The sequence below is a fragment of the Cyclobacterium sp. 10D3-21 genome (genome assembly GCF_055809755.1).
On the sequence record NZ_CM147924.1, the window covers coordinates 362,956 to 385,280 of the forward strand.

Genomic DNA, 22,325 nt, shown 5'->3' on the forward strand with positions numbered 1-22,325 from the left:
TTGTTTTTAAGTTTAAAAAAAGACTACTCTAACTTTGTAGGGTAGTCTTTTTTAAAGAAATTATTCCTTTACAATTTCTATGGTAACCGGTGTTGGGTTGGTTATCATATCGAATACAGGTGAAAATTTCGCTAAATTTTCTAACTGTTCAACAGTAGCGTCGGATTTCACTTTTAGTTTAAAGTGAATGCCGTTAAAGCCTTTGCGCACTTCAGGATCTAATCCTAAAAATCCATGTAAATCTGCAGTGCCTTCAATGTCAGATTCTGCACCTCCAATATCAATGCCGTTTGCAGCAGCATGATAAACCATGGCAGCAGTTAAACAAGAGCTTAAGGCATGAAGAACTACTTCTGGTGGGGTGGCAGCTTCGTTTGCTCCTAATAATACATGTGGGTGGCTACATGCCAATTTAAAAGTTTCTTCTCGGGTGGAGTCTTCCTGGCCTACGCCATAGAATTCTTTAATACTAGACACGCAATGTCCTCCATCAATCCAACTGTTTTTAGCTCTGAATTCAAATTTGGCTAATTCTGGCTGTGCTTGAATATGACCAATTGTTTCTACTAATTGATCAACATTTACTCCGTTTTTGATGTTTACTGTAGTTTCCATTTTTTTAGAATTTAATTGTTAAACTTTGTTTGAAACAAATGTATAGCAATTGCTAAAGGTTGGATTTCCTCTGAAGTTCAAATTATTTGGTAAAAAGTTCAAGGCATAAAAAAGACCATTTTTTTAGGATGGGCTTGATTTATAGCTGCTTAAACGTGAAGTTTATTTGAATTGCGATAGTTATTTATTGACTTTTTTATCTTCCTAAATAACCCTATAAATTAATACTTCAATTTCCTTTTTGGAATTCAAATATCAACAATAGAACTTCTTAAATATTTTTGACGCTAATTCCCCAGTAATCATATGTACTATTTGGGATTATTAATAAGAAGCCTTGTGTGGCTGTAAGGATACTTGAAATAAAGCACCATGCATGGCAACAGCCATTCCTGTTACACTTTGTATTTCGAAAACCGAAAGGACAGCAACCCTTTCTTGTTTTTTTGCACTCCATTGTGCTATTAATTCTTGCAATTTTGAAGATGGCGTAATGGGATGAGGATAAATAGCATAAACCTCTTTGGCTTTGTAGACTATTCCTGCTGCTGCTGTATTACCACAAACGGTTATGTGTTTTTTAGTTTGTATTGTAGTGAAGTGAAAGGCTTGTTGTTTTTATTTTAAATAAAAAAGACTACCCTAATTTTATAGAGTAGTCTTTTTAAATCTGTATGCTGCAATAGGGTTTGTCCATAACCTGTCCAGCCCCAATGGGAAGTAATTTTCATCACGTAATAGCAGGTCTATTGCATATTTTGTGAATGAAGAAATTATTCCTTTACAATTTCTATGGTAACCGGTGTTGGGTTGGTTATCATATCGAAAACAGGTGAAAATTTCGCTAAATTCTCTAGCTGTTCAACAGTAGCGTCGGATTTCACTTTAAGTTTAAAGTGAATGCCGTTAAAGCCTTTGCGCACTTCAGGATCTAATCCTAAAAATCCATGTAAATCTGCAGTGCCTTCAATGTCAGATTCTGCACCTCCAATATCAATGCCGTTTGCAGCAGCATGATAAACCATGGCAGCAGTTAAACAAGAGCTTAAGGCATGAAGAACTACTTCTGGTGGGGTGGCAGCTTCGTTTGCTCCTAATAATACATGTGGGTGGCTACATGCCAATTTAAAAGTTTCTTCCCGGGTGGAGTCTTCCTGACCTGCGCCATAGAATTCTTTGATACTAGACACGCAATGTCCTCCATCAATCCAACTGTTTTTAGCTCTGAATTCAAATTTGGCTAATTCTGGTTGAGCTTGAATATGACCAATTGTTTCTACTAATTGATCAACATTTACTCCGTTTTTGATGTTTACTGTAGTTTCCATTTTTTTAGAATTTAATTGTTAAACTTTGTTTGAAACAAATGTATAGCAATTGCTAAAGGTTGGATTTCCTCTGAAGTTCAAATTATTTGGTAAAAAGTTCAAGGCATAAAAAAGACCATTTTTTTTAGGATGGGCTTGATTTATAGCTGCTTAAACGTGAAGTTTATTTGAATTGCGATAGTTATTTGAGGCCGTTTTTTTTATACCTTAAAATGTTGTTTCAACGGTTGGTAGAATATTGGTAGGAATTCCACAATACTTAAGTTTTTTATTTGTGGTGTATTTTAAAGATGGTAATGCTCTTTTCTGAATTGATTAGGGGGTAATTGGTATTTGTTTTTGAAAGCACTATTAAAGTGGGAAGTGTTTTTAAAACCACTTTCCCAACAGACATCATTGATATTTAAATTTTGGTTTTGAAGTAACATTTTGGCGTATTCAAGACGTTTATTATTCAACCACTTGCCGGGTGTTTCATTAAAATGATTTTGGAAATCTCTTTTAAAAGTTGACAAACTTCTCCCGCATAAACGTGCATACTCTTCCAATGACAGATCACTTTGGAAGTTTTTCATCATGATGTCATAGAGGTTTGCTTTCTCGACTTGTTGAATCGAATTGAAAAGCGCTATTAATTCTCTATTTAATGGATCAATTAATATATTAAATAAAAGCTCTTTGAATTTCATTTCTACGAGACCTTTAGGAATATCTTTTCCAGCTTTTAAATAATTGAAAACGGTTAAAAAAAGCGAACTTAGAGGGTCATTAACGTTGATCTTATAAATTTGATTTTCAGAGAAATCTATTGATGCTTTAGGTACTGCCTCGTGATTTTCTTTACAAAATCGTCTAATAAAATCGTCAGTTATAAAGAAAAGCAAGCTACAATAATCTTCTTCAAAATATTGCTTGGTTTTAAAAACGCCTTTTCTAACAAACACAGCATCTCCTTCTTTTAAACAATAAGTTTTGTCTAAGGTCGTCCAATCCTTTCTTCCACTAACGATATATGCTAAAAAAGGGATCTCAGTCCATAACTTGAAATTTTCCATTTCTATTGGACAATTAAATTCAACAAACATATAGTCGTCACTAACAAGTTTGTTAAAATGTTTGTTCTTTAGGAAAAACTTCTTTAAGTCTAAAGCCATATTCTAAAGTTAACAAAAAAATTAAATTTTTCCAGTGACCCTATTTAATAATGAAAAGTCATACAATAATTAATATCTGCATAGAATTATTCTAGCCCTTACCAAGACCGAGGAAAGCTTCTGCTATCATGCTTATCAATTATCCAAAATACCCAATTGATACAAAGGGTGAAAACCTGTGGAGATGCATTTAGATAACAATGCCGGGTTACATCGGTCTCCCCTATGTTTGGAAGTACATGGAAAATCAGGACAGGCTGGCATCTGTAACAATCAGAAGCCCTTTGCTTATATCCAACAGAGGAGTTTTGGTGAGATGGGGTAGCTATTGGGCCTGAAAGGTGGGTGGGGATATTCTTAATAAAACTATTGCTTTGCCAGGCCTGAGAAGGCGTTGGTTTTTTTTATTCAATTCATCCAGCCTTTTTTTATTCCTTTTGTTACTTAACAGATTAACAACAACCTTTTCTGTCCATTTTTTTCCTGTGGGGCACGATGAATACAAGGGGGAACTTTACTATTAGGGTGATCCGTGGCCAACCTGCATAAATGCCCCAGGCCTAAGCTTATTGGTTGTGCATTGGGTTTGGCCAGATAGTGGAGGTCAAAGAACTGTTCAGTCAAAAAGGATTCAAAAGAATCCTCTGCGCCGTCATGTAATTTTTTAAGTTCATCCCGTATTTCAGGAACAAGCACTTTTTGTTCGGCTTGTGAATTGGGCAATATTTCACTTGACTCTCCATAGTAAGTGCATAAAAAGGTGTCGACAGGTATAGGCGCGCGATCTACATGAAAAGAATAAACATCGGTGGGAAAAAACGGGTAGCTATCATCCCTTTCATAGGACTGAATCACATTAAGTGTGGGAGAGGTACCATGCGCTTTCAAGACCTTCAAATCATGTAGAAGAATTTCACGCGCAAGCTGTCCTTGTTCAGTCAACTGAAGTTCAAGAAGCTCATCCCGATGAAGTTCGGCCATGTTTTCATTATGTGCTACTAGGTTAACAATTTCAGAAAAATCACCTATAAGCTTACGTGTCCAACAAATTGCATTGCTATTACCATGAAAAGGTGTGGAAAGAAAGTCTTGAAAATTAGTTACGTATTGAATTTGCTGCTCAGCGGTAGATAAATTGATCATAACAGGTAGTAAAAGACTAAATCTTGATTCTTTGAAAAAAGTAGAATTGCCTTCCAAATTTCGGGAATTTATTTTTCAAATCATCGGCTTCTTCATTTCATTTGGCTCAAGTAATCTAAAGATCTGCTCCTTAAGCTTTTATTGAATGAATAATATTTGCTTAAAAGCAGTTCTGCTAGCTCTAAAAGTCTTTGCTTTTTCAATATTACAGGCCTAAAAAAAGAGGTAAAAGTTCCCCAAGATTCTTAACACCTTTGGAAGAATTAAATGAATTGGACCCTGAGCCTGTCGAAGGGTATGACAGCATCCTCAGATTAAGCCTTTGAGCCGTCAGCATGTTTAGTTATTGTAGTGCGGTTTTATTAAATTATTTTTATTACATGTTCAAAACCTTCGCTCAATTGATTGTAAATTTCTTGAACGATTGTTTTGTCAAGTACTTTTTTGAAAGTAAGATCAACAACTTTCCCCTTTAAAAGCTGGAACCAATTTTTCTTTCCAAGGTCAAAGTGATTTTTTAAATCTTCAATTTCTTCAAAAATTATTTGTTGCCCTAAACCTTGTTTTTCTAGTTTTTCAAGTATATTGTTGAGTTTGTTGTGTAATTCTGATTCCTCTTTAGCGCTAAACTTATCTTCTCTTTTAGGTTCAGATGAATAAAATCGATTTAATTCATCTATCTCTTGATCAATTGCAAAAATTCCAATGTTTCGTTCCTCTTCATAACTACAACCTTTACAAATTTTTATATGTTCATCCCTGTCTTCAACACTTTTTTGTCTTATTGTTTTTAGAAAATCTAATTTGTCCCTATCTCTGTTGAAATTATATAATTTTAAATTTATATGTCCTTTTAGGTTTTCAAGGTTGTTAATTTTTCCATTGAAATAAAGTTTATTATAAAATATAGTGGCTTCTTTTTCTACTATGTTCATTTTATTTTTTCTGTATTATAAGTTTCATTTAATTTATTTTGAATTGGTTTTAATTCCTGCAATTCAATTATTTTTACTAAATACGAGTATTTCCGTTATGCTATCTAAATATAATTTTAAGAAATGGGTGTCAATCTCTCCGGATCTTAATAAGTTTTCAATATTTTGTCTACAAAGTTATGAATGTTATTTTAATAAAAAATGATATTCATAACTTTGTAAAGTGTAATTTTTTTTATTATGGAGAGTTTTTTAATGCTTTTTTTATATTACTACTTGATTTAAATAAAATAACCAATACTTTTTTTCATTAGTCCAATTACCTATATACTCGCTATTAGCTTTTGGGAACCTTTCTAATGTCACTGTGTTAAGTGAGCTGTGATATTAGTGTATGCTCTTTTTTTTTCATCGGTGTTGAATTATTACGTGCAGGGCTCCAATCTCCTTTGGCTTAATTATCACTGACAAATTAAGGGTTTTAGGGGGGTAAATCTAGTGGAGATGAAAAATGTAGCATTTTTATTAGAAAAGGCAAATAATTTAACTTGATTTTTCCAAATCAGGTTAAAGGTTATTGAATAAGGCGTTTGTTAAATGATAAAAATAGGGCTATATTTCCTTTAAACACTGATTTTATGGAAAAAAGATATAAGAGTCTATCAATATTTGAATTTCAGAAGCGGTTCCCTGATGACAGGTCATGTTATGAATATTTGGCAGATATGAAGTGGAAGGATGGATATGTTTGTAAAAAGTGTAACCATAACCACTATTGCAAGGGGATTAATGAGTTTGATAGGCAATGTACTAAATGTGGCCGGCTAGAGTCTCCAAAGGCTGGTACCCTTTTTCATAAATGTAAGTTCTCACTTCTTAAAGCATTCTATATCGTTTATTATGTTTCTACAGACAAGAATGGTGTCAGTAGCGGTGAATTAAGCCGTAGGCTTGAGCTTAGGCAAAAGACCTGCTGGTTCTTTAAGCAGAAAGTGATGAAGGCGATGGAAAGCAGCCAGAACTTCCCGATGATGGGGAAAGTAGAAGTAGACGAATCATACGTAGGCGGTCAGGACGACAAAGCATTGGGAAGAAACGAGGGGAAAAAGAAAATCATGGTGGTGGGCATAGAAAGGGGATTAGGCGGTGTTTCTCGTTGGTACGGAAGAGTTGTAGAAACCGCCTCAAAGGTCAATCTTGGAGGATTTATGAAAGATTACATCGATAAGGACGCCGAAGTTAAGACTGACTGCTGGAGTGGCTACAAGGGTATGGAGGAACATTTCCCGAAACTTGTACGTGAAAAATCTGGAAAAAAGGGCGAAAATTTTAAACAGATGCATCGGGTGATAATGATGTTCAAGGCCTGGCTGAGGGGAACTCATCATTCTGTTAGGAACCTTCAACCTTATATCAATGAGTATACCTACAGATACAATAGGCACAAAATGAAAGAAGGGATTTTTGAAAACCTAATGCAAAGGATGGTGGCAAAGCCACCTTATCCATACAAATCCTTTATTTGATAAGTGCCTTATTCAAAAAGGTTAAATGTAAACCAATTAGTTTAATGAGGTAGGAATAAAAAGTGAAAACTAACTAAATATTTCCATAATGGACAATAGCTGGCCACAAATTAAAGGAAAATCGTTTCCATATTAATCCTAATTCCTAACACCCTTTCAAAACTTTATTTATTGTAGAAAATACAATCGAAGGATTCAATAATATTTTCAGACAAGGATATTCTATCTTTCAGAGTTTATTAAAAGTTAATATAAAATTGGTTATCAAATTTGTTTGCTGAATACAATTCGCAAATCATTTTATCAATCTCATTCTTTTTAAGATAATTTTGGTATTTGGGATACCTTGATTTTGTTTCTTCTAAAATCTCAATTGGTTCAAATCCATTGTCTTTAATTTGCCCAATTTTGTCAATTAAGTATTTTTTTGTGTTTGATGAAAATTGTATTTTTTCCTTCTTTTTTAGATAAAAAGCTCTTAAAATATTAGCTTCTGTGGTTGGGTTGAGATTTTTATAAATAGGCGATTTTAGTAAAATATCCAGTTTGTTATTTTCCACATAGGACATATAATTCTGCATATGTAGGTTATAGGTGTGTAAATTAATAACTAATGAATCATAGTTATAGAAACAGCCTTTTGCAATACTATTGAGCTTGTCTTTTTCATTTAATTTGACTAATTCATTCTTAAAAGCCCAATTATTCTCAATACTCCACATGTCTACAACTAAATCTTCAAACTGTATTTTTATACCTTCATGTCTATTTGTTGAATATTGGCAATTAGATTGACTAATTATGTCGAGTAATTTATTGTTTTCTAAATCTATAATTATATCCAAATCTCTAGATTTTTTTGAGTTCAAAAAATCTCTTAAATAGCCGCCTACAACATATGCACTTCCAAAAACAAATATATTGTAAAGTAGATGTTTGAATTCAGTATTTTTTTGTAACTCTGAATCAAAATGTGTTTTGAATTTAGATTTGAAATTATTATAATCCAAAATTTATATTTTTATGCCTTTCAATTGTTGAAATAATCTAATTGCATACCTGTCTGTCATGCCACTGACAAAATCAACAATTAATTGTATTTTTTTATATTCTGAATTAGAATATTTCTCCACATCCTCAAAAACCTTTCTATGGCTTGTTGAAATTATCTTATATAAACGAGCTTCTAAATTATTGCCTGAAGATTTGAACGATTCACTTTGTGATGCTGTAACAAATATTTCTAACAAACCGTAAATTGCTTCCCATCCAGCAATTTCCTTTTTGAGAATATTTTTATCGTCAAAAACAATATATTGAAGATTTTTATAGGCTTTTCTTATGTCTTTAGCGTCTGAAATATCTATAATTTCATTTTCTAATTTCCCCTCCATTATTTCTTCATAATTCTCATCAAATGATTTGACGATACTTTCTATCATTATTTTTTGAGTGAAAATTCGGAATTTTTGAATCACTAAAGAAGTATCAACATTTTTTTCATCAGCATATTTGTCTTTTAACACCTTTAGTTTTTCTAAAACAATGTCTTTATTTTTATCTAAATTTCTTGAAAAAATTCTTTCGATATCGTCTAAATCAATAATTCCCAATTTTACTCCATCTTCAATGTCTGCTGCGCTGTACGCAATATCATCAGCAGATTCTAAAAGGTATACCACAGGATGTCTTCTGTTTCCTAATTTTAAATAATCATTTATATTCTTGTAAGTCTCTGTTTCAGTTACAAAATACCCGAATTTTTTCTTGGCAATTTCAGTAGTTGGTTTCTTATTTCCTTCTAATGAATTTGATGGATATTTAATTATTGAAGCCAAACTTGAATAGTTCAAGTTATACCCATATTGATCACCAAAATAATATAGTTTTGATAGTATTCTCAATGTTTGGACATTTCCATCAAAGTTTTCGAAATCAGCTTTTTCGAGATTAGATAGGCTTGTTCTAGAGTTGTTTTTAAAATATCCTTTAAAGAATTTTTTAATGGCTTCTTCTCCAAAATGCCCAAATGGCGGATTACCTAAATCGTGAACGAGACCAGCAACCCTTAAAAGGGAACTTAAATATCCTTTTAATTCATTATCAAGTTCTCCTTTTTCCAATAATAAGTTTTCTATACTCTGTCCTATAGAACTTCCTAAATATGAAACTTCTAACGAATGAGTTAATCTTGTTCTGATATAATCGCTTTCCTCTAGTGGAAAGACCTGTGTTTTATCTTGTAATCTTCTAATTGGCGCACTAGAAATAAGGCGACCATAATCATTCTCAAAAGTATTTCGACCATCACTTTCAATAGTAGTTGATTTTTCTCGGAATCTTTTTTCTCCGAGTAAGAGGCCCCAATTTTTTTTATAGGTCATATTTTTATTATTACGTAGATAAGGTCTTCGGGGTCTTTATTTTTCCTTAAAGTAAGAATTACGAACAAGAAATCTATTATAGAAACCGTATTTTTAACGTTAAGTGTCAAAATAACGTTCTAATACAGATGGTCAAATCCATACAAAAATTCATTAAGGTTGATTTTGATCCCGTCGAAGTGGTAGACCAAGCTGCCCTAGATGTCAGAGTATTTGGTTATTGTGCTGACAAATTTCCCATTGGTACTTTGCTTCTACAATCCGGATTTTCATTTCGGCTTTCCTCTTTTTGAGTGTTAGAAAATTTGTGCATTCATTATTTTAGACTAATTAATTTAATATTCACATTCTTCGAGTAGGCCCGGAGTGTTGGTGGTATGAAAATTAGCATACTCTTTTGCTCCCCCAAACCAACTTATTACTTCCTTTCTTGCGAGCAATGAAGGCTTTTCTGAAAGATGAGACCAGTAAGAACTGTAACTCCAATCAAGTATGTCTTTTGTAAATCTATGTTTTACAGGGTTTTGGTGAATGTAATTAATGACCGAAGTAAGGTAACTGTCTGATTCAATTTTTAACCCGGATTATGTAATAGAATTCGTGATGAGTGTTGCAATCGCAAGAAAATCAGGCTGTTTGGAGATTTTAGCATAGCACCGCTATGGTGAAATTGAAAACAGCAACGAAGTGGCTGATTTTAAAGCGATTTCAGCACGTAATAGATTGTCTATTGCATATTTCGGGTTTTATCGCTTCGTATAGTCTATCCAAAGCGCACCTTTACGTTCGTATTTTTTATTGTATGCTTTTGCATAGGCATTTAATAGATTGCTCAATTCCTGCATGACCAACTTATGATATTCATTCTTGAATTTTGGATGTTTTAGAGCAGCTTCTTCATCGATCGTTCTGATTAAAAAATGAATGTGATTGGGCATAAGGCAATAGCAGAAGGTACTGCACACCGAAGGCATGTACTGCGCATATTTTCTTAGAAAATACCGGTAGTTTTCATCACATCTGAAAAGGTTTTCGCTACCTACCGCATGGTTTATTACATGATAGTAGCTACTCGGTTCAAATTTTACTAGCCCTTTCATAGTTGTTACATTTTAATAAACCTATAAGGTTTTAAAAACCTTATAGGTCTTCTTAACGATAAGGCGAGGGACTGGTAGAAGTCCATCCGCCGTCGATTACCAAACTCTGGCCTGTGATGTGCCTTGCGGCTGGGGAGACCAGGAAGGCTACGGCCTCGGCAATGTCTTTGGGATAGGCAGGCCTACCCATGGGGGTTATTTCTGACCAGGTTTTTTCATAGCCTTCTTCCGAAGCGGTACGTTCGGTCATGGTGGCGCCAGGAGCCACTGCGTTTACATTGATTTTATAAGGGGAAAGTTCTACGACCAGGGTTTTGGCGAGCATTTCTAAGGCGGCTTTGCTCATGCCGTAGGCTGCCAGGTTTTTGTGGGCCTGATGGCCGGTGACTGAAGACATAAAAAGCAGACTGCCTCCTGTCTGCTGTTTGATCATTTGCAGGGATACCTGCTGGGCAAGAAAAAAGCTACCTGCCAGATTCAGTTGCATTACTTTATGGAAATCCGCTTCCTTGTAGGTGAGGAAATCGCCAAAAACAGTGATGCCTGCATTGGCCACGGCCACGTTTACTGCACCAAATGCTTCGACTGTGTGCTGCACCATTTGTTCAATAAAACGGATGTCCGAAACATCTCCGGAAATTCCTTTACAGGTATGGGGGAAAGTGGCGTTTATCTTTTCACAGGCTTTGGTGGTGACGGCTTCATCCAGGTCATTCAACATGACCTTATAACCCTTGGAAGCCAGCAAAAAAACAATTTCAAAGCCTATTCCTACACCCGCTCCTGTAACTAAGGCTACTGGAGCAGCTTCCGTGTTGGTATTATTCATTGGGTTTAGTAAAGTTTAAAGATTACCGGAAAACAGCATTGCTTTCCGGTAATAATGGGAATGGATTAATGAGAGTCTTTGGTGACTTCACTTCCTGAATTGCCTTTAAGGAAATCCAGATCGGCTCCTAAATTGGCTTGTTCAACGGTCTTCACATAAAGGCTTACATAACCTCTTTCTGTCAAGGTAGGAGGTTTTTTCCAGGCTGCTTTTCTTTTGGTCAGCTCTTCGTCTGATACCAATAAGTTCAGCTTTCTGGCTTCTACATCTAGTTCAATTTGATCTCCAGTTTGAACGACGGCAAAATTTCCGCCTTCTGCTGCTTCCGGGGTGGCATGTAAGATCACTGTACCAAAACCAGTACCGCTCATTCTGCCATCAGAAATCCTGACCATGTCCTTGATGCCTTTGGCCAATACTTTGGTAGGGAGGCCCATATTGCCTACTTCTGGCATTCCGGGGTAGCCTTTTGGCCCTACATTTTTAAGTACCATGATGGAGTTTTCATCTATATCCAGATCAGGGTCATCAATTTTATTTTTGTAATCATCGATGTCTTCAAAAACCACCGCTTTTCCTGTATGTTTCAATAATTCAGGACTTGCTGCGGAGGGTTTGATAATAGCGCCTGTTTCGCATAGGTTTCCTTGTAAAACCACTATTCCGGACAAGGGATTGAAAGGAGCATCTATTGAAGCAATTACTTCAGGATTGTAGTTTTCAAATTTTTCATTGTTCTTGCCTATACTCAAACCGGTCACAGTCATGGCTTCATTGTGTAGCCGATCTCTTAACTGACGGATAATTGGAGGCAGACCACCTGCATAATAAAAATCCTCCATAAAGTATTTTCCTGATGGCTGAAGATTGGCCAAAAGTGGGATATTGGCAGAATATTTATCAAAATCGGATAAGTCAAGATCGATTCCTATTCTCCCAGCAATGGCCAGGAGGTGAATAACAAAATTGGTGGAACCGCCTATAGCAGCATTGACCATGATGGCATTTTCAAAAGCCTCTCTGGTAAGGATGTCAGATAGCTTCAGGTCATTCTCAACCATTTTCACGATTTCCATTCCTGACATGTGGGCCATTATCTTTCTGCCAGTATCAGGGGCAGGAATGGCTGCATTTCCGGGAAGTGACAAACCGAGGGATTCTACCATACAAGCCATCGTAGAAGCTGTACCCATTACGCCACAATGTCCATCACTTCGGCAAAGCCCGGATTCAGCAATGTACAGTTCTGCTTGGTTGATTTTTCCTGATCTGGAGTCTTCGCTAAAGCGCCAAATGTCACTGGTGCTTATTTCACCACCTCTGTACCTACCTGTGAGCATTGGGCCACCCGAAACGACAATGGTGGGTAAGTTTACACTTGCCGCTCCCATTACAAGGGAGGGAGTGGTTTTGTCACAGCCACAGAGCAATACTACACCATCCAGCGGGTTGGCACGAATGGACTCTTCCGTATCCATGCTTGCCAGATTTCTATAGAGCATGGCCGTGGGTTTCATCACAGTTTCCCCAAGTGACATTACCGGAAATTCTACAGGATAACCACCTGCTTCTAGAATGCCTTTTTTCACGAATTCTGCCAATTCCCTAAAGTGAGAATTACATGGGGTTAATTCAGACCAGGTGTTGCAAATTCCAATGATTGGTTTGTCACCAGTTAGTTCATGTGTAGGGATGCCCTGCTTCCTAAACCACGACCTATAAATAAGACCATCCTTGCCAGTTTTTCCGAACCAGCCTTGGCTTCTTCTTTCCTTTTTCTCCATTTTTTGGGTTATATTAATAATACAAAAAAGTGCTTAACCCGGCAAGGGTAGTACTTTCTATTCAATTCAAAGTATAAGGATAGTAAATGTTTGGGCAATATAAAATTTTAACATCTAAAAACCTCAATTGCAAGTTGCATTAAATGAATGTGAATTTAAGCAGCCTTTTAAATGAAATTAATGATAAAAATATTCATTGGTATTTGTTAAAAAAACGCCGTTGTATCGGTAATATAATTGGGATAGATGTAAATGGTCAAATTATATTTTGACTTGGTGTGAAAAAACTGTGAAATCGGCACATGGCTGATTTTGGTAATGATGAAAAATCAGCTTTAAACCCCTATTTTGGGGATTGAATTAAAAATAAACTCAAAAAATATATCAATGAGCCTTGAAATAAAATCATCCATGGATACCTACGATGTGATAATTGTAGGATCAGGCGCCGGCGGTGGAATGGCAAGTAAAATTCTATCCGAAGCCGGTTTAAGCGTAGCAGTAGTTGAAGCGGGAAGTGACTTTGATCCTGCAAAGGAAGAGTACAGGACCCAATTGCGATTTCCTTGGGAATCTCCAAGAAGAGGCGCCAATACTGTGCGTGCTTTTGGCGATTTTGATGCTGCCTATGGTGGATGGGAAATAGATGGAGAACCTTACACCCGAAAAGACGGAACTGAATTTGACTGGTTTCGTTCCAGAATGGTTGGAGGAAGAACCAATCACTGGGGAAGGATCTCACTACGATTTGGCCCTGATGATTTTAAAAGAAGAAGTATTGATGGTTTAGGGGATGATTGGCCGATTGGCTATGATGACGTAAAACCTTTCTATGATAGAGTAGATAAAATGATAGGTGTCTTCGGTTCCAAAGAAGGCATTAGAAATGAGCCTGATGGAAACTTTCTTCCTCCGCCAAAGCCAAGATTGCACGAAGCGGCCTTTACCAAGGCAGGAAAGAAAATCAACCTACCAGTATTGCCTTCCAGGGTTTCTGTTTTAACCCGTCCGGTTAATAACGAAAGAGGCGCTTGTTTTTTCTGTGCCCAGTGTAACAGAGGTTGCCAGGTTTATGGCGATTTCTCTGCAGGAACGGTATTGGTGAAACCTGCGATCAAAAAAGGAAATGTAGATCTGTATACCTATGCAATGGTGCGTAAAGTTACCACCAATGACAAAGGAGAAGCTACTGGTGTTTCTTATGTGAGCAAGGTGGACATGCAGGAATACAAACTGAATGCAAGGGTTGTTGTATTGGGTGCTTCTGCGGGTGAAACAGCAAGGATCATGATGAATTCATCCTCTACCAAACATCCTAATGGATTGTCTAACAGTAGCGGAACCCTAGGCAGGTACCTGCATGACTCTACTGGAGCGAGCAGGTCAGCATTAATGACAGACTTTATAGCAAGAGACAAATACAATGAAGACGGCGTAGGTTCCTTGCACGTTTACACCCCTTGGTGGTTGGACAACAAAAAACTGGATTTCCCTAGGGGATATCACCTTGAATTTGGAGGAGGTATGCGTCAACCAAATTATGGTTTTGGTTTTGGAATGGAGTCCATGCGAAAATACATGCAGGATGAATTTGGCAAACCAAGGCCAAACGGTGGTTATGGAGAAGGACTAAAAAGAGACATTAGAAATATTTATGGTGCCACTGTAGGCATTGCAGGTAGAGGAGAATCTGTTCCTCAGTATGACAATTACTGTGAAATTGACCCTACTGTAGTGGATAAATTTGGTATTCCTGTGCTTCGATTCAACTACAACTGGACCGAACATGAGGTGAAACAAGCCAAACACATGCAGGAAACCTTTGAAGAAATGTTTGATTCCATGGGTGCCAAAGTAATGGGCAAAAAGCCAGGAGCAGACACCAAATATGGTTTAGAGGCTCCAGGGCGAATCATACATGAGGTAGGTACTACCAGAATGGGAAATGATCCAAAAACTTCTGTTCTAAACAAATATTCTCAGGCGCATGAATGTGATAATCTGTTTGTAGTTGATGCAGGACCATTTGTTTCTCAGGCGGATAAAAATCCAACATGGACCATTTTGGCCCTTTCTATCCGTACTTCTGAATACATAGTAGATCAGATGAAAAAGAAAAATATAGGTTAATAAACATATTATTTGCTAACGAGATCAGCACTGGAGTTTTAGACTAAACTTCGGTGCTGATTTTTTTTTTGTTAAAAATATATCGCAATTTCGGCCCGTGGACTGGCAATATATAATAGAAGGTATAGAAAGTGGAATCGCAGCGATGAGCTGGTTAGAAGGCATAGCTGTTGTTTTCGGCCTTGGCTCAGTCTACTATTCCATAAAGGAAAATATATTGGTGTTTCCAACGGGGATCGTCAGTACATTGATTTATGTCTGGATTTGCCTGCAGGTCAAATTGTATGCGGATATGGGCATCAATGCCTATTATTTTTCCATGTCCATCTATGGATGGTACATCTGGTCCAATCCTAAGCCTGGGAAAGTGACTGTTCCGATCACCTGGTTAAGTAAAGCTGGGATTCTTCAATCTCTGGCACTATGGTTTTTCTCCTATCTGGCTTTGTATTATGTTTTGATTAGCTTTACAGACAGTGACGTTCCCTATTGGGATTCATTTACCACTTCCTCTGCATTTGTAGGAATGTGGCTGATGGCAAAAAAGAAAGTGGAAAATTGGATTGCCTGGATTGTTACAGATTTGGTTTCCATTCCGCTCTATTTTTATAAGGGATTGGTGCTTACCTCTTTTCAGTTCTTCGTTTTCACTGTTTTGGCTATCATTGGACTAATCGCCTGGATCAAAGCTGCCAAAAATTATGCGAAAGACAATGCATAAGATCGTGATCATTGGGCCAGAATCAACAGGCAAGAGTACCTTAAGCCGGCAATTGGCGGCGCATTTTGACGCCCCTTGGGTGCCGGAATATGCCAGGGAATACATTGAGCAATTGGATCGGCCTTATATTTATGAAGATTTAGAGGCCATCGCCCGGGGGCAGGTGAAATTGGAAGATGAAGGAGCGAAAAGGGCTGTTGATAAACTGTTTTGTGATACAGATCTTCGGGTCATTAAAGTGTGGAGCGAGCACAAGTTCAATCAAACGAATGAATGGATAAAACAGCAAATTCAAACCCGGGAATATTCAATGTACCTACTCACTGAAATAGACATTCCCTGGACGGAGGATCCCCAGCGAGAGCATGCAGATCCGGCCATGCGTAAATATTTTATGCAGGTTTATGAAAATGAGATGAAAGCTTCGGGAGTGCCATGGAAAAAAATTTCCGGTACGGAGGAAAACCGCTTAAAATCGGCCATAGAATGTATTGACAAATACTTAATTGAAAAGGTTTAATTATAATTTTAGCCCATTTTAGCTATTTTAGCCAAACCAATCATCTACGGCTCAAACCGAAACTGTCTTATTTTTGGTAGATTAACGAAATCTTGCTGATAGTTACGGAATTTTTAAATAATTTCAGGATTATTTTAACCAATAAACTCAAACATATTATTATATGGATAACCATAAACAAAAAATGCAACAATACTGGAAGCGCAATATTAGAACCTTATTGATTCTTCTGGCGGTTTGGTTTATTGTCTCTTTTGGCTTTGGAATTTTGCTTGTAGAGCCCCTCAATGCCATTAAAATTGGAGGGTACAAATTGGGCTTCTGGTTTGCACAGCAAGGCTCCATATTTTCATTCGTAATATTGATTTTCGTTTACGTATATCGGATGAACAAGCTTGATGAAGAATTTGATGTCAACGAAAAATAACCCTTTAAAATAATCACCTTTCTATGGAAATTTTAACCTGGACCTACATCCTAGTAGGTCTGTCCTTCGCCTTGTATATCGGTATCGCCATATACACAAGAGCTGGATCAACTAAAGAATTTTATACGGCAGGCGGGGGCGTTTCTCCGCTAGCCAACGGTATGGCTACCGCTGCTGATTGGATGTCAGCCGCTTCTTTTATTTCCATGGCCGGAATAATTGCTTTTTCTGGCTATGATGGCTCGGTTTACCTTATGGGTTGGACCGGTGGATATGTGCTTTTGGCCCTTTTATTGGCCCCTTACCTTCGTAAATTCGGTAAATTCACTGTTCCTGATTTCGTTGGAGACCGGTATTACAGTAACAAAGCACGTGTAGTAGCTGTATTTTGCGCCCTCTTTATTTCCTTCACTTACGTGGCAGGTCAAATGCGTGGTGTCGGTATCGTTTTCTCTAGGTACCTGGAAGTGGATATTGAAACAGGAGTGCTAATAGGAATGACGATTGTGTTTTTCTATGCGGTATTGGGTGGTATGAAAGGGATCACCTATACGCAAGTAGCCCAATATTGTGTGCTGATTTTCGCCTTTATGGTACCTGCAATATTTATTTCTATCCAGTTGACTGGAAACCCTATTCCTCAATTAGGTTTAGGTGGAACCGTACAGGATGGAAGCTATCTATTGGATAAATTGGATGGGATTTTATTGGACATGGGATTTCAGGAATACACCTCTGGAAGAAAGTCAATGACGGATATTTTTGCCATCACCTTGGCATTAATGGTGGGGACTGCAGGATTGCCACACGTTATTGTGCGGTTTTTCACTGTCCCTAGGGTTAAAGACGCAAGGCTTTCTGCTGGTTATGCCCTGATATTTATTGCCATCTTGTACACCACTGCTCCAGCCATTGCTGCTTTTGGAATATACAATGCCATAGATACTGTTGCAGACAAATCAGTAGATGAATTGCCTGTTTGGGTAGAAAACTGGGAGAAAACCAATCTTATAGTCGTTGAAGACATTAACAAGGATGGAATCGTACAATATACGCCCAACCCTGAAACCAATGAGCTTAGAATTGACAAGGACATCATGGTTTTAGCAGCTCCTGAGATTGCCAAATTGCCCAATTGGGTGGTAGGACTTGTAGCCGCCGGAGGTATGGCTGCGGCTTTATCCACTGCTGCAGGACTTTTATTGGTGATTTCCACATCGGTTTCCAGGGATTTGTTCCGAACTTTTGTGCCTTCGATGACAGAAAAAACAGAACTAATCATCGCAAGGGTTTCTGCAGCATTTGCAGTGATCATTGCAGGGTACTTTGGTATCAACCCGCCGGGATTTGTAGCAGAGGTAGTTGCTTTCGCCTTTGGTCTGGCAGCAGCCTCCTTTTTTCCTGTAATTATTATGGGTATATTCTCTACTCGAATGAATAAAGAAGGTGCCATTTCCGGAATGATTTCCGGGCTGGTATTTACTTTGGCCTACATAACTTATTTCAAATTTATTTCGCCTGAATCCAATTCTTTGGACAATTGGTTGTTTGGCATTTCCCCTGAAGGAATTGGTACCATAGGTATGGTTATCAATTTTGTTGTCTGCTATGTTGTTTCCAAACTTACACCAGCACCACCTGCTGATGTGCAGGCAATGATTCAAGAAATCAGAATCCCTAGAGGAGCAGGCGAGGCCCACGAGCATTAAATCAATGAATGCAAAGGGTTTATGAAACATTAAATCCTTTGCATGTTTAATTAACTTTACGTTTAATACAACCTAAAATATCGATAATATGAGCGATAGAATTCATACGCTAAGCGGTTATTTCCACGAATACCAAAAAAGTGTTGCAGATCCAGAAAATTTCTGGGCTAGAATTGCAGATTCTTTTCATTGGAAAAAACGCTGGGACAAGACCCTGGAGTGGGATTTTGAAGGACCTGATGTCAAGTGGTTTTTGAACGGTAAGCTTAACATTACCGAAAACATCTTAGAAAGGCATCTCTACACCATGGGAGACAAGCCCGCCATTATATGGGAACCCAATGAGCCCGGAGATCCGAACAGGATACTTTCCTACAAGGAATTGTACGAAGAAGTATGTCGTTTTTCAAATGTCTTGGTAGAAAAAGGCGTAGGAAAAGGGGATAAAGTCATCATTTATATGCCGATGGTCCCAGAGGCAGCTATCGCAATGCTTGCCTGTGCTCGTGTGGGAGCGGTTCACTCTGTTGTATTTGCTGGATTCTCTAGTAATGCATTGGCAGATAGAATTGAAGATTGTAAAGCCAAGGTAGTACTTACCTCAGATGGAAATTTCAGAGGCAAGAAAAAAATCCCTGTAAAAGCAGTAGTAGATGAGGCCCTCGAAAGTACAGACCTGGTCGAAACGATGATCGTTTTTCAAAGGACTGGTCAGGAAGTAACCATGAAAGAGGGAAGGGACTTTTGGTGGCATGAAGCCATTGAAGGAAAAAGCACCAGCCATGAAGCCATGGAAATGGACAGTGAGGATGAACTATTCATTCTATATACCTCAGGGTCCACAGGAAAACCTAAAGGTGTGGTCCATACTTGTGGTGGCTATATGGTTTACTCCAAATATACCTTTGAGAACGTCTTTCAATATACTCCTGGAGATGTTTACTGGTGTACTGCTGACGTTGGTTGGATTACAGGACATTCTTATATCGTGTATGGTCCTTTATTGACAGGTGCTACCACCATTATGTTTGAAGGTGTTCCTACCTATCCAAATCCAGGAAGGTTCTGGGAAATTGTAGACAAGTATAAAGTCAATCAATTTTATACTGCCCCAACAGCCATTCGTGCATTGCAGGTACATGGTACTGAGCCTATCGCACCGTATAAGCTTGATTCGCTTAAAGTTTTGGGGTCAGTAGGTGAGCCTATCAATGAAGAGGCATGGCACTGGTACCATACCCATATTGGCAAGACAAGATGCCCAATAGTAGATACCTGGTGGCAAACCGAAACTGGTGGAATTATGGTTTCGCCTTTGGCGGGAATTACCCCTAACAAGCCGGCATTCGCCACGCTTCCATTGCCTGGTGTACAATTGGCCATAATGGATCCAGAAGGAAAAGAGCTTAAAGGCAACTCTGTGGAGGGCAACCTTTGTATCAAATTTCCTTGGCCTGGAATGATCCGTACCACTTATGGAGACCATGACAGATGTAAACAAACCTATTTTGCTGCCTATAAAGGCATGTACTTTACAGGTGATGGCGTAAAAAGAGACCATGACGGATATTACCGTATTTTAGGACGTGTAGATGATGTCATCAACGTTTCCGGACATAGAATGGGAACGGCCGAAGTAGAAAATGCCATCAACGAACATCCATTGGTAGTGGAATCTGCCGTAGTAGGTTATCCACACACAGTAAAAGGACAGGGGATCTATGCTTATGTCATCTGTGACATGTCCAATAGAACGGAAGCAAATCTTATCAATGAGATCAAGGCATCTGTTACCAATATGATCGGTCCGATTGCAAAACCTGATAAGATTCAGATTGTGCCGGGACTACCTAAAACACGTTCTGGTAAAATAATGAGAAGAATCCTAAGAAAGATTGCCGAAGGCAGCATGGATAATTTGGGTGATACTTCCACTTTACTGGATCCAGAGATCGTAGATAAGATCATAGCCGGGAGAAAAGAATAGAATATTTCCTTTCCCGTGAATCATAACAAAGTGTAAGGTATGGGTTTCCATACCTTACATTTACCTTCCCCAGACCCAATTCCCATATGAGCAATGTCATCGTTAATAGGGTTATTGATTTCCTGAAAAAATTTCCTCCCTTCAGTTTTTTGTCTTCCGAACTACTCACTCAAGTAGCGAAGGAGGTAGACCTCATTTATTTTGAAAAAGATGAGTTTCTGTTTCAAAAAGGAGAACCTGCCAAAAATTATTTTTTCGTGGTCAAAGAAGGAGCAGTCAAACTGACTGATTTCATTGATGGCGCGGAGCAGACCATAGAATTTTGTGATGAAGGAGATGTCTTTGGAGTGCTGGCTTTGTTGGGGAAACGGCCTTATATTCTCAGTGCCAAAGCCAATGAAAATAGCCTTATTATGGCTGTACCGGTTGGGGTTTTTGATAAGATTCTAAAGGAAAACAGCCAGGTAAGTTTGTATTTTGCTTCAGGATTCGCCTCCGGTCAGGTAGTGGTGCGTTCAGACCTTTCTCAAACCCAGAAAGTACGTTCCCTCCTGGGGAGTAATTCCCACCAAAATGGCCTTTTGCTTTTTCCGGGTCAGGCCTCTATCAGTTATTCCCATCCCGTTGTCCAATGTCGCATCGGAGACAGCGTCTCCAAAGCGGTGACGAAAATGAGTGCTGATAAAGTAGGCTCTATCATCATCGTGGATGACAACAATCACCCACAGGGGATCATTACAGACAAAGACCTGAGAAATCGATTGATAGCCAAAGGCCTGCCCTATGATACGCTTGTAGAACATATCATGAGTCATCCGGTCATCACGGCAAAAAAAGACCTTGAATTTTCTCAGATCTACCTTAACATGGTGAAAAACAGGTTGCATCACCTTGTATTTACCGAGGATGGGAGCGATCAATCCAAGTTGATAGGGATTATTTCTGACCATGACATTTTACTTTCCCAGGGGAACAGTCCGGCAGTACTCATCAAAGCATTACAGGACAGTACTGACGTACATGAGATCGCTAAATTGAGAAATCAGGCTGAAGGAATGTTGATCTACTTTCTGGAAAATGAGTTGGCCATTGATTTTATTGCAGGGATCATTACAGAGATCAACGACACCATTATTCAGCGGGCCATACTTATTGCAAAATCAAGGCATTCGGAAGACTTTCCGGAAGTGTGTGAAACGCCATTTTGCTTCTTAGGTCTAGGATCAGAAGGCCGGGGAGAGCAGTTGTTAAGAACTGACCTGGACAACGCCATCGTCTATGAAGATGTGCCTGCCGAGCTGGAAGAAAAGACCAGAAGATTTATGCACCTTATGGCCAGGGACATTATGGATATTTTATTTGCCTGCGGTTTTCACTCCTGCCCCGCAGAGATGATGGCCAATAATCCTGAATGGTGTCAGCCATTGTCACAATGGAAGCGTTATTTCAGTCATTGGATCAGTAAACCTGACCAGCAATCACTTTTAATGGCCTCCATTTTCTTTGATTTCAGAGCCATTGCAGGCAAAGTTCCCTTGGCAGAGGCGCTGACCGAGCATGTGTATAAAGAAATTGGTAAAGAGCGAATTTTCCTTAATTTCTTTGCTAAAAATGCTTTGCTGAATCCCCCACCACTAGGGTTTTTTAGAAATTTTATGGTTGAAAAATCAGGGGAGCATGCCGAAAAATTTGACATTAAACTAAGGGCCATGATGCCATTGGCTGATGCAGCAAGGGTGCTAGTGCTCAATCATCAGGTGGTAGGTGTCAACAATACTTTCAAACGGTATGAAAAACTAGCTGAACTTGAGCCCAATCAGGCGGAGCTTTACAAGGATGCGGGTAAGGCTTATGAGATATTTATGAGGATTAGGGCCTTGGAAGGTCTTTCTGCTTCCAGCTCAGGGAGGTTTATTCAACCCGACTCTCTTGGGAAACTCCAACGCCAGCTACTTAAAAATGCATTTTTCCCCATTGATGAAATCCAAAAGATTTTAAGGGTGAGGTTTCAACTGGATTATTTTGGTAAATGA

General features: G+C 38.2%; 19 protein-coding genes. 8 read left to right on the plus strand and 11 right to left on the minus strand.

The genetic code is table 11. The annotated features are described in order from the left end of the window. Positions 1-60: 60 nt before the first annotated feature. The 6 genes from AC0L7T_RS01625 to AC0L7T_RS01650 form a co-directional block, all read right to left on the minus strand. A complete protein-coding gene (locus tag AC0L7T_RS01625; RefSeq protein WP_473340661.1) occupies positions 61-615 on the minus strand; it encodes an OsmC family protein in 555 nt (184 codons plus the stop codon). A 324-nt stretch (positions 616-939) separates the two neighbouring features. Beyond that, the gene (locus tag AC0L7T_RS01630; protein ID WP_473340664.1) at positions 940-1,092 is read right to left on the minus strand and encodes a hypothetical protein; all 153 of its coding nucleotides are present in this window, start codon (positions 1,090-1,092) and stop codon (positions 940-942) included. 296 nt (positions 1,093-1,388) lie between these two features. Next, positions 1,389-1,943, minus strand: a complete 555-nt coding sequence (locus AC0L7T_RS01635; RefSeq protein ID WP_473340666.1) for an OsmC family protein — start codon at positions 1,941-1,943, stop codon at positions 1,389-1,391. Positions 1,944-2,227: 284 nt separating this feature from the next. Next, entirely contained in the window at positions 2,228-3,097 is an 870-nt protein-coding gene (locus tag AC0L7T_RS01640; protein ID WP_473340668.1) for a helix-turn-helix domain-containing protein, read from the minus strand. Between the two features lie 444 nt (positions 3,098-3,541). After that, positions 3,542-4,240 (minus strand): DUF1826 domain-containing protein, encoded by a 699-nt coding sequence (locus tag AC0L7T_RS01645; RefSeq protein WP_473340671.1) that lies wholly within the window; start codon positions 4,238-4,240, stop codon positions 3,542-3,544. Positions 4,241-4,602: 362 nt separating this feature from the next. Further along, on the minus strand, positions 4,603-5,175 hold the full coding sequence (locus AC0L7T_RS01650; protein WP_473340673.1) for a hypothetical protein: 573 nt from the start codon (positions 5,173-5,175) through the stop codon (positions 4,603-4,605). A gap of 638 nt (positions 5,176-5,813) precedes the next feature. Here AC0L7T_RS01650 and AC0L7T_RS01655 point away from each other — a divergent pair. Further along, the gene (locus tag AC0L7T_RS01655) at positions 5,814-6,701 is read left to right on the plus strand and encodes an IS1595 family transposase (protein WP_473340675.1); all 888 of its coding nucleotides are present in this window, start codon (positions 5,814-5,816) and stop codon (positions 6,699-6,701) included. Between the two features lie 239 nt (positions 6,702-6,940). Here AC0L7T_RS01655 and AC0L7T_RS01660 read toward each other — a convergent pair whose 3' ends face one another. The 5 genes from AC0L7T_RS01660 to AC0L7T_RS01680 form a co-directional block, all read right to left on the minus strand. Next, the gene (locus tag AC0L7T_RS01660; RefSeq protein WP_473340677.1) at positions 6,941-7,711 is read right to left on the minus strand and encodes a hypothetical protein; all 771 of its coding nucleotides are present in this window, start codon (positions 7,709-7,711) and stop codon (positions 6,941-6,943) included. A 3-nt stretch (positions 7,712-7,714) separates the two neighbouring features. Next, positions 7,715-9,085, minus strand: coding sequence for a dGTP triphosphohydrolase (gene dgt, locus AC0L7T_RS01665; RefSeq protein WP_473340679.1), 1,371 nt, complete (start codon positions 9,083-9,085; stop codon positions 7,715-7,717). Positions 9,086-9,831: 746 nt separating this feature from the next. Continuing rightward, a complete protein-coding gene (locus AC0L7T_RS01670) occupies positions 9,832-10,185 on the minus strand; it encodes a transposase (protein WP_473340680.1) in 354 nt (117 codons plus the stop codon). Positions 10,186-10,237: 52 nt separating this feature from the next. Then, positions 10,238-11,014 (minus strand): SDR family NAD(P)-dependent oxidoreductase, encoded by a 777-nt coding sequence (locus AC0L7T_RS01675; RefSeq protein WP_473340682.1) that lies wholly within the window; start codon positions 11,012-11,014, stop codon positions 10,238-10,240. A 65-nt stretch (positions 11,015-11,079) separates the two neighbouring features. Beyond that, positions 11,080-12,798 (minus strand): IlvD/Edd family dehydratase, encoded by a 1,719-nt coding sequence (locus AC0L7T_RS01680; protein ID WP_473340684.1) that lies wholly within the window; start codon positions 12,796-12,798, stop codon positions 11,080-11,082. A 387-nt stretch (positions 12,799-13,185) separates the two neighbouring features. Between AC0L7T_RS01680 and AC0L7T_RS01685 the strand changes: the two genes are divergently transcribed. The 7 genes from AC0L7T_RS01685 (at position 13,186) to AC0L7T_RS01715 (ending at position 22,325) form a co-directional block, all read left to right on the plus strand. After that, entirely contained in the window at positions 13,186-14,928 is a 1,743-nt protein-coding gene (locus AC0L7T_RS01685) for a GMC family oxidoreductase (RefSeq protein WP_473340686.1), read from the plus strand. A gap of 97 nt (positions 14,929-15,025) precedes the next feature. Further along, positions 15,026-15,649 (plus strand): nicotinamide riboside transporter PnuC, encoded by a 624-nt coding sequence (gene pnuC / locus AC0L7T_RS01690; RefSeq protein WP_473340687.1) that lies wholly within the window; start codon positions 15,026-15,028, stop codon positions 15,647-15,649. Beyond that, positions 15,642-16,169: an AAA family ATPase gene (locus AC0L7T_RS01695; RefSeq protein WP_473340689.1), complete on the plus strand. Its 528-nt coding sequence runs from the start codon at positions 15,642-15,644 to the stop codon at positions 16,167-16,169. The genes pnuC and AC0L7T_RS01695 overlap by 8 nt, the downstream gene beginning before the upstream one ends. A 163-nt stretch (positions 16,170-16,332) precedes the next feature. Continuing rightward, a complete protein-coding gene (locus AC0L7T_RS01700; protein ID WP_473340691.1) occupies positions 16,333-16,596 on the plus strand; it encodes a DUF4212 domain-containing protein in 264 nt (87 codons plus the stop codon). A gap of 23 nt (positions 16,597-16,619) precedes the next feature. After that, a complete protein-coding gene (locus AC0L7T_RS01705; protein WP_473340693.1) occupies positions 16,620-18,305 on the plus strand; it encodes a sodium:solute symporter family protein in 1,686 nt (561 codons plus the stop codon). Between the two features lie 88 nt (positions 18,306-18,393). After that, positions 18,394-20,292 (plus strand): acetate--CoA ligase, encoded by a 1,899-nt coding sequence (gene acs, locus AC0L7T_RS01710; RefSeq protein WP_473340695.1) that lies wholly within the window; start codon positions 18,394-18,396, stop codon positions 20,290-20,292. 86 nt (positions 20,293-20,378) lie between these two features. After that, on the plus strand, positions 20,379-22,325 hold the full coding sequence (locus AC0L7T_RS01715; RefSeq protein WP_473340697.1) for a DUF294 nucleotidyltransferase-like domain-containing protein: 1,947 nt from the start codon (positions 20,379-20,381) through the stop codon (positions 22,323-22,325).

What these genes read in the sequence shown, in the direction of transcription:
- AC0L7T_RS01625 (WP_473340661.1), bottom strand. Translation starts at nt 615, where the DNA reads ATGGAAACTACAGTAAACATCAAAAACGGAGTAAATGTTGATCAATTA.
- AC0L7T_RS01635 (WP_473340666.1), bottom strand. Translation starts at nt 1,943, where the DNA reads ATGGAAACTACAGTAAACATCAAAAACGGAGTAAATGTTGATCAATTA.
- AC0L7T_RS01640 (WP_473340668.1), bottom strand. Translation starts at nt 3,097, where the DNA reads ATGGCTTTAGACTTAAAGAAGTTTTTCCTAAAGAACAAACATTTTAAC.
- AC0L7T_RS01645 (WP_473340671.1), bottom strand. Translation starts at nt 4,240, where the DNA reads ATGATCAATTTATCTACCGCTGAGCAGCAAATTCAATACGTAACTAAT.
- AC0L7T_RS01650 (WP_473340673.1), bottom strand. Translation starts at nt 5,175, where the DNA reads ATGAACATAGTAGAAAAAGAAGCCACTATATTTTATAATAAACTTTAT.
- AC0L7T_RS01655 (WP_473340675.1), top strand. Translation starts at nt 5,814, where the DNA reads ATGGAAAAAAGATATAAGAGTCTATCAATATTTGAATTTCAGAAGCGG.
- dgt (WP_473340679.1), bottom strand. Translation starts at nt 9,085, where the DNA reads ATGACCTATAAAAAAAATTGGGGCCTCTTACTCGGAGAAAAAAGATTC.
- AC0L7T_RS01670 (WP_473340680.1), bottom strand. Translation starts at nt 10,185, where the DNA reads ATGAAAGGGCTAGTAAAATTTGAACCGAGTAGCTACTATCATGTAATA.
- AC0L7T_RS01675 (WP_473340682.1), bottom strand. Translation starts at nt 11,014, where the DNA reads ATGAATAATACCAACACGGAAGCTGCTCCAGTAGCCTTAGTTACAGGA.
- AC0L7T_RS01680 (WP_473340684.1), bottom strand. Translation starts at nt 12,798, where the DNA reads ATGGAGAAAAAGGAAAGAAGAAGCCAAGGCTGGTTCGGAAAAACTGGC.
- AC0L7T_RS01685 (WP_473340686.1), top strand. Translation starts at nt 13,186, where the DNA reads ATGAGCCTTGAAATAAAATCATCCATGGATACCTACGATGTGATAATT.
- AC0L7T_RS01695 (WP_473340689.1), top strand. Translation starts at nt 15,642, where the DNA reads ATGCATAAGATCGTGATCATTGGGCCAGAATCAACAGGCAAGAGTACC.
- AC0L7T_RS01700 (WP_473340691.1), top strand. Translation starts at nt 16,333, where the DNA reads ATGGATAACCATAAACAAAAAATGCAACAATACTGGAAGCGCAATATT.
- AC0L7T_RS01705 (WP_473340693.1), top strand. Translation starts at nt 16,620, where the DNA reads ATGGAAATTTTAACCTGGACCTACATCCTAGTAGGTCTGTCCTTCGCC.
- acs (WP_473340695.1), top strand. Translation starts at nt 18,394, where the DNA reads ATGAGCGATAGAATTCATACGCTAAGCGGTTATTTCCACGAATACCAA.
- AC0L7T_RS01715 (WP_473340697.1), top strand. Translation starts at nt 20,379, where the DNA reads ATGAGCAATGTCATCGTTAATAGGGTTATTGATTTCCTGAAAAAATTT.